The 6,041-nt window shown below is 37.8% G+C and carries 8 protein-coding genes; 2 read left to right on the top strand and 6 right to left on the bottom strand.

What is annotated here, in order from left to right; translation table 11 throughout:
• Positions 1-384: 384 nt before the first annotated feature.
• Positions 385-561, top strand: coding sequence for a hypothetical protein (locus ACT6XC_RS07910; protein WP_443738537.1), 177 nt, complete (start codon positions 385-387; stop codon positions 559-561).
• Positions 558-1,130, top strand: a complete 573-nt coding sequence (locus ACT6XC_RS07905) for a hypothetical protein (protein WP_443741402.1) — start codon at positions 558-560, stop codon at positions 1,128-1,130. The genes ACT6XC_RS07910 and ACT6XC_RS07905 overlap by 4 nt, the downstream gene beginning before the upstream one ends.
• A gap of 189 nt (positions 1,131-1,319) precedes the next feature.
• Here the strand turns inward: ACT6XC_RS07905 and ACT6XC_RS07900 are convergent, their stop codons facing one another.
• The 6 genes from ACT6XC_RS07900 to ACT6XC_RS07875 form a co-directional block, all read right to left on the bottom strand.
• The gene (locus ACT6XC_RS07900; protein ID WP_443741401.1) at positions 1,320-3,101 is read right to left on the bottom strand and encodes a carbon starvation CstA family protein; all 1,782 of its coding nucleotides are present in this window, start codon (positions 3,099-3,101) and stop codon (positions 1,320-1,322) included.
• 128 nt (positions 3,102-3,229) lie between these two features.
• The gene (locus tag ACT6XC_RS07895) at positions 3,230-3,721 is read right to left on the bottom strand and encodes a hypothetical protein (RefSeq protein WP_443738534.1); all 492 of its coding nucleotides are present in this window, start codon (positions 3,719-3,721) and stop codon (positions 3,230-3,232) included.
• Between the two features lie 350 nt (positions 3,722-4,071).
• On the bottom strand, positions 4,072-4,434 hold the full coding sequence (locus ACT6XC_RS07890) for a hypothetical protein (protein ID WP_443738533.1): 363 nt from the start codon (positions 4,432-4,434) through the stop codon (positions 4,072-4,074).
• Positions 4,435-4,460: 26 nt separating this feature from the next.
• Positions 4,461-4,871: a (deoxy)nucleoside triphosphate pyrophosphohydrolase gene (locus ACT6XC_RS07885; RefSeq protein WP_443741400.1), complete on the bottom strand. Its 411-nt coding sequence runs from the start codon at positions 4,869-4,871 to the stop codon at positions 4,461-4,463.
• Between the two features lie 31 nt (positions 4,872-4,902).
• A complete protein-coding gene (locus tag ACT6XC_RS07880; RefSeq protein ID WP_443741399.1) occupies positions 4,903-5,427 on the bottom strand; it encodes a hypothetical protein in 525 nt (174 codons plus the stop codon).
• A 37-nt stretch (positions 5,428-5,464) separates the two neighbouring features.
• On the bottom strand, positions 5,465-6,028 hold the full coding sequence (locus ACT6XC_RS07875) for a hypothetical protein (protein WP_443741398.1): 564 nt from the start codon (positions 6,026-6,028) through the stop codon (positions 5,465-5,467).
• Between the last annotated feature and the right edge of the window lie 13 nt (positions 6,029-6,041).

Genomic DNA, 6,041 nt, shown 5'->3' with positions numbered 1-6,041 from the left:
GCGTAAAAGCCTACGCAGTCCGCGCCGACGGCACAACCGCCGAGTTCGACCTTGCGACAGGAGATATGACCGACGACGAACGAAAGATTATTCAGGCAGGATGCTTGATTAACTTTTATAGGGGATAATTTTTACATTTTGATGAATCCCGCGCTGAAAAGCCTTGTGGCTTAAACGGCGCGGGATTTTTTTTTAGGATAGAATGGAAAGGAAAAATAGGAGAATAAGAAAATGTCAAAACTAATAAACATCGATCAAAAAACAATATTTGAATTATTTTCAGATAAAAAGGCTCGTTTTTTGTGACAGAAAATGCTTGTCTTCGTTTTTTTGACGGAAGATAAAATTTATGCTATACTAGAAAAAATTAATGGAGGTGATAAAATGACATATGGAAAACCTGTTTCTTGGCGTGATTTTCCAAATACTCCTGGAAAGCGTGTTCTTGAAGAAATTTTATCAACACCTCGTCCTGATTTTACTCAACTAGATAAAGACGTGATAGCCTACGAAAAAAAACGCTCGGATGAACGTAAGATAAAAGCAGCAAAGAATAAATGAACTATTTGCCTATAAAAACAGAAACTTTCTATTATCAGCATTTATTTGACTCTGAAGACAACGAAAAAGCCATCAAAAATTTTAGTGTGCATCAAAAAACTGGACGAGGCTTGGAAGAATATTTGAAATTCATGGCAATGCCAGAAGAAGATGAGAATTTTGCAAGAACTTATTTAGTAAAAGACAATGAAACCCATGAAATTGCATCTTACTTTACTTTGAAATCAGGTCTTTTTACGCTTGAAATTTCTGAAAATCAGTTTTATGCAGTGCCTTCTATAGAACTTTCAAATTTTGCTGTAAATTCATCTTATCGAAAACAACATCTTGAAATTTCGGAAATAGGAAAAACTACTTTCAGAGAGTTTATTTTACCTCTTGCAAAATTTATTCAAACTTTTCTTGGTGCAAAATCTTTGCATATCTTTGCGCTGCCTGAAGATAAACTGCTAGAATATTATGAGGAAATGGGATTTTCCAGACTTTCTGCAGAAAAAGAGAAATATGTTCATTCTCATATAAAACCAAAATATGATACTGACTGCATTTTTATGTATCAGATTTTATAGGAATAAAAATGTCCGTTGAAAAAAATATAACACAGAAAAATACTTTAAGTTGAACTGAACCCACTTTTTTGGACAATTTCATGCTAACATTTTTTTCAGACTTACCATAAAAAAATCCCCAGTTTCCTATTTTATGAAATAGACTTCATTTTAAGGAGAGCCGGGGATTTTTATTCTATTTTTTATAGCCTAGGCATTGGCTTTTTTAGATTTGTGCTGAACTACGAAAGTTTTTACACCTTCAACCACAAGCACGATTGCCAAAACCGCCATTGCAAATGCAAATATAAGTTGGAACCAGTTGCCCCAGTGCATTGCGTTCGGCGCGTGTCTTACCATTGCAGAAAGTTTTCCAACAACTGTAAAAACAAGCTGTGTCAAAGTTGCACACAACATAAATGCCATTGGGATAAAGAACATCTTATTGTTTTTGCCAACTTTTCCAAGCCAAGCTGCTACAGCAAGAAGCGCAATTCCTGCAAGAAGCTGGTTTGCAGAACCAAACAGCGACCAAATTGCAGAAAGTTTAAGTCCGCCAAGGATCGAACCGATTACAACCATCATCGTTGTTCCAAAAAACGGATTTGCAAGAATTTTGCGGACTGGAGATTTTGCATCTTTCCATGTTTTTTCATCTTCGTTCAAGAAAAGTTCTGAGAACATAAAACGCGAAAGTCTAGTTGCAGAATCAAGGCTTGTAAGAGCAAATACAGAAATAGAAAGAGTCAAAAGCGCATTGATTATTCTATAAATCCGTGTCGAAGAATCTCCGAACATAATTGCAATTCCGTTTCCAAAAGCTGTTGCAGGAGAACCCTTAAACGACCATATTCCGTTTTCTACGTGCATAAATTTTCCAGAAACCATACCAAGGGCAATCAAGGCAATTACGCCAAGGGCGGATTCAATCAGCATAGAACCGTAAGCGATTGGTCTTGCATTCTGTTCAGCATTAAGCTGTTTAGAAGTTGTTCCAGAAGCAATAAGAGAATGGAAACCAGAGCAAGCGCCACAGGCAACTGTAATAAAGAGAGCCGGGAACATGTGTCCAATCGACTGAGTCCAGCCTGTAAAAGCAGGAAGTTCAAAATGAACGCCACGAGCCGCACCAGTAAAGGCAGAAACTACGATTCCAGCAACAGCAAGAAGAATCATTGCATAAAGCAGGAATGAAGAAAGATAGTCGCGAGGCTGCAGCATAATCCAAACAGGAATAAGAGAAGCCAGGGCAATGTAAAGGGCAACAATTACAATCCAAGTTACGCGTCCGCCACCAAGACCAACATTCAGCCCAAGAACGATAATTCCAACAATTGCAATAATTCCGCCGATTGTTGCAGGAAGAGTTTTTACGCCAAAGCGGTTTGTAACAAGTCCATAGATTACAGCAAGAATAATAAAGCAGACAGAAATCATTGCAGTCGTCTGGTTTTCCGTAGGATTAAGAACAAAAAGACCAGCTTCTTTTACTCCGTCAGCAATCTGCTGAGCAGTAAGGGCTGGAGTAAAGAAAGTGCTTGCTACGACATTTACAAACGAAGCAATTACGAGAATCAAAACGAGAAGCGAAAAAATAATGAACAGTTTTTTAGCAAATTTGCCCATCGACGTTCTGATAATTTCGCCAATAGACTTTCCTTCGTTGCGGATTGAAGCAAAGAGCGAACCGTAATCCTGCAAACCGCCAAAGAAAATACCGCCGATAACGCACCACAAAAATACAGGAACCCAACCAAAAACTGCGGCCATGATCGGACCATTAATCGGACCGGCACCGGCAATCGAAGAAAAATGGTGTCCCATCAAAACGGCAGGCTTTGTCTCAACATAGTCAACGCCGTCAGGCATAAAATTCGCCGGAGTTGATTTTTTAGGATCAATTCCCCACTGTTTTGCCAAATAAGCGCCATAAAAAACATATCCAGCAAAAAGCAAAACAAGAGCAGCAATAATTATCAATAAAGCTGTCATAATTTTTTCCTCCCATTGGAAAAAAACTTTTCTTAAAATCCCCTGTTAAACCGTCAAAACTGAGCAGTTCAAAATCAAGGCAATTTTTTATTAAAAAATCTTCTAAAAACTAAAACTTTTAGAAAATTCTAAATAATTTGCTTAAAGACCTTCTTCAAATGCCCTGCAAGCCTATTCACCGCAAAACTTCCGCAAGAAAGATCCATTACAGCCAATCTTAAATCACTCCATCCCCGAAAAGTAAAATTATAGGATTTGTGCTTTTTAATTTTTTTGCAGGATTTAAAAACTTCGCCACACGTTTTTTCGGCAAGAACAATCAAAGTAACGTCAGAAGTTTTGTGTCCTTCAATCGGCTTAACCTTTGAAATACCGTCGTTCCAGGCAAGTTCCGCAAGTTCCGCCAAACGCTCAGCTGACAATTCGTTTTCAAGTGCAAAATAAACGTATTCGTGAGTATAAATGTCCGAAAGATGCGCGATTTTCAAGAGCATGTACTGCTCCGTGTGAGAATGAAATTCCGCAGTCGCAACAAAAGGGCTGACAGGATTTTCAGTATTCAAGTCGTAGTATCTTTTAAAAGAGTCAAGCAGTTTTTCCAGAACTTTTTTGCTATCCATAGTTCTGTAATACCACTTTTATATAATTTAATAAATAGTAATTTTCTTAAGTATTGCTAAATTTTAGTTTTATTTATAATTTTACGGGCGCTTCTGCCATAAGGCAGACCGAGCCTTCCGCGGCTACGGCTTTCGCCTCCGACCAAAGGCAAGCCTTTGTTTTCGCTCCGCTCACCGCTCCACTCTCTAGCGCGGTTCGCTTTTAGCGAACAATTCAAATCCGAGTTTTGCGTAAGCAAAATCTCGCGGTGTGCTTGCACACAAAACCCTAGCGCGGTTCGCTTTTAGCGAACAATTCAAATTCGAGTTTTGCGTAAGCAAAATCTCGCGGTGTGCTTGCACACAAAACTCTAGCGCAGTTCGTTTTTAGCAGTTTGTGCACGCAATTTATTTGAAAAAATTCTTGCGCAGTTTTCTGGAATCCAGCCTTCGTTTACAAAAAACCATTTTTCGTAATTACCGTCAATTTTTACGGTCGAACTTCCCTCTACAACCCTGATTTCGCCACGACGCAAATAACTTTCGACAGGATTTTCATAGCCAGCTTCTTTATGGCAGGCTGTATAAGGAGAGGTTACCAAAAGCCATTCAATTCCTGGTTCAATCGCCATAGGCTCAAGACTGTCAAATTGGATTTTTTCATTTTTTTTTGAACAGGAAATAAAAATTACAGAAACAAAAATAAACGCGCAAAAAAGAAATTTTTTTTTCATCGATAAAACCCGACAAATTTTCAAGATTAAAGGCTGTCTGCCAAAAATTTGCAAATCTGAGGATAAATAAGCAAGTCAGAATCCACAAAATTCAACGTTGGAATCTCTGCAAGTTCAGCCCAGCGGTACTCGGTGTGTTCTGTCAAAGTAAATTTTTCCGTCATTCCATCGTGCGGAAGATGTATAAGATACGCATGCAAAGAAAAATCGTCGCCATTATGCTTAAACGTTGCTTCTGCAATTTTTTTATCGACAGTCACCTTTACACCGAATTCTTCTTCAAATTCGCGGATTATCGACTGTTCGTCCGTTTCTCCGTCTTCAACCTTTCCGCCTGGAAATTCCCAGCGTCCCCCCATCTGACCGACAGGATTTCTGTGTGCAATAAAAACTTTTTTTTCGTTAAAAGCAATGCAAGCAATCGATTTTTTATTCATTTTTTAATTTCGCTCCAATAAGTTCAGTTTTTTACAGGAAAAGAACACGTGGAAAGATAAAATGCAGAACTCCAGCAATTATACAGAAAATTCCAAGATATTTTCTTCCGCTTATAAAAACAGTCGTTAAAAATGCTGGAAATTTTAATTCAACATTTGACTTCTGAATATAGAATTCAATTAAAAGCGCAAAACACGCCGCAAGTCCAGCAACAGCAGGAATCAAATCTCCAATTACAGGAACATCGTTCTGAACGGTCGAAAGAAGCTTTAAAATTCCAGTAAGTCCGGACAAAATTGCAACTACAAGGCGGAAAGTCATATCGTCAAAAAAAGTACCTTTTGAATTGATTGCAAACTGAAGTTTTTTGTCAAAAACAGAATCGCCTTCGCCGTCTGTCGAATCATCAGAATTTTTTTCAACTTCAGAATCCAGATTTTCCGCCCCAGCGACTTCTGCCGCTTCGCTTTTTTTTGCTGTAAAGTCGGTGGCATAAACAAGAATAAGACCGGCAACAACATTCAATAAAATCGAAAGAAAATAAATCTGTAACATTTTTAACTCCCCAAATTTCTAGTTTCTCCGTAAAATTTTAGCGTTTTTCAACTGGACATTTTAAATTAACGGATTTTCCATCGAGAAAAACTTCTACAGTTATATAAAATATATCATAATCATGAAAAGTTGTCCGTAAAAAATTTTCATTTCCGTTATAAATATTCAGTTCCGCGCGCTTTTCAACAACATTTTTTTGCGCATCCAGAAATTCAATATTCACATCAAAATTCAGCGGATTTTCAATTTTGTATTTTTTTGACGGATCTTCAAACTTTACGCTCACATAGACAGTTTCTTCAAAGGAAAAGGCTGTAAGCTCAAGAGGAACTCCGCCCAAAATATTTTCGTTTTGCCTGTTAAAAAATCCAAGAAAAACTACGAGCAAAAAGCAGATTATGAGAGCCATAAAGACAAGCCTGTTTGTTTTTGTCGAAACAAGAGCCTTAAAAAGTCCTGGCTTAAAAACCTTAAAAGTTCCGTCGTAAAGGTTCTGCACTTCTTGAGGAGCTTTTTTTAGCCTTTCTTCGCGATTATAATAAAAGACAATTTTGTCTTCTTCGCTTTCGCCCCTGACTTCTTTTTTTTTGCTAAAATCCATAATTTTTCCAAAA

This window comes from Treponema berlinense, from assembly GCF_052273165.1.
In the GTDB taxonomy this organism is placed as follows: Bacteria; Spirochaetota; Spirochaetia; order Treponematales; family Treponemataceae; genus Treponema_D; species Treponema_D berlinense_A.
Note: the sequence above shows the minus strand (reverse complement) of the source record. Positions and strands in the feature narration are given on the sequence as shown.

Coding starts and splice junctions, on each gene's coding strand:
- ACT6XC_RS07910 (WP_443738537.1), top strand. CDS start 385: ATGACATATGGAAAACCTGTTTCTTGGCGTGATTTTCCAAATACTCCT.
- ACT6XC_RS07905 (WP_443741402.1), top strand. CDS start 558: ATGAACTATTTGCCTATAAAAACAGAAACTTTCTATTATCAGCATTTA.
- ACT6XC_RS07900 (WP_443741401.1), bottom strand. CDS start 3,101: ATGACAGCTTTATTGATAATTATTGCTGCTCTTGTTTTGCTTTTTGCT.
- ACT6XC_RS07895 (WP_443738534.1), bottom strand. CDS start 3,721: ATGGATAGCAAAAAAGTTCTGGAAAAACTGCTTGACTCTTTTAAAAGA.
- ACT6XC_RS07890 (WP_443738533.1), bottom strand. CDS start 4,434: ATGAAAAAAAAATTTCTTTTTTGCGCGTTTATTTTTGTTTCTGTAATT.
- ACT6XC_RS07885 (WP_443741400.1), bottom strand. CDS start 4,871: ATGAATAAAAAATCGATTGCTTGCATTGCTTTTAACGAAAAAAAAGTT.
- ACT6XC_RS07880 (WP_443741399.1), bottom strand. CDS start 5,427: ATGTTACAGATTTATTTTCTTTCGATTTTATTGAATGTTGTTGCCGGT.
- ACT6XC_RS07875 (WP_443741398.1), bottom strand. CDS start 6,028: ATGGATTTTAGCAAAAAAAAAGAAGTCAGGGGCGAAAGCGAAGAAGAC.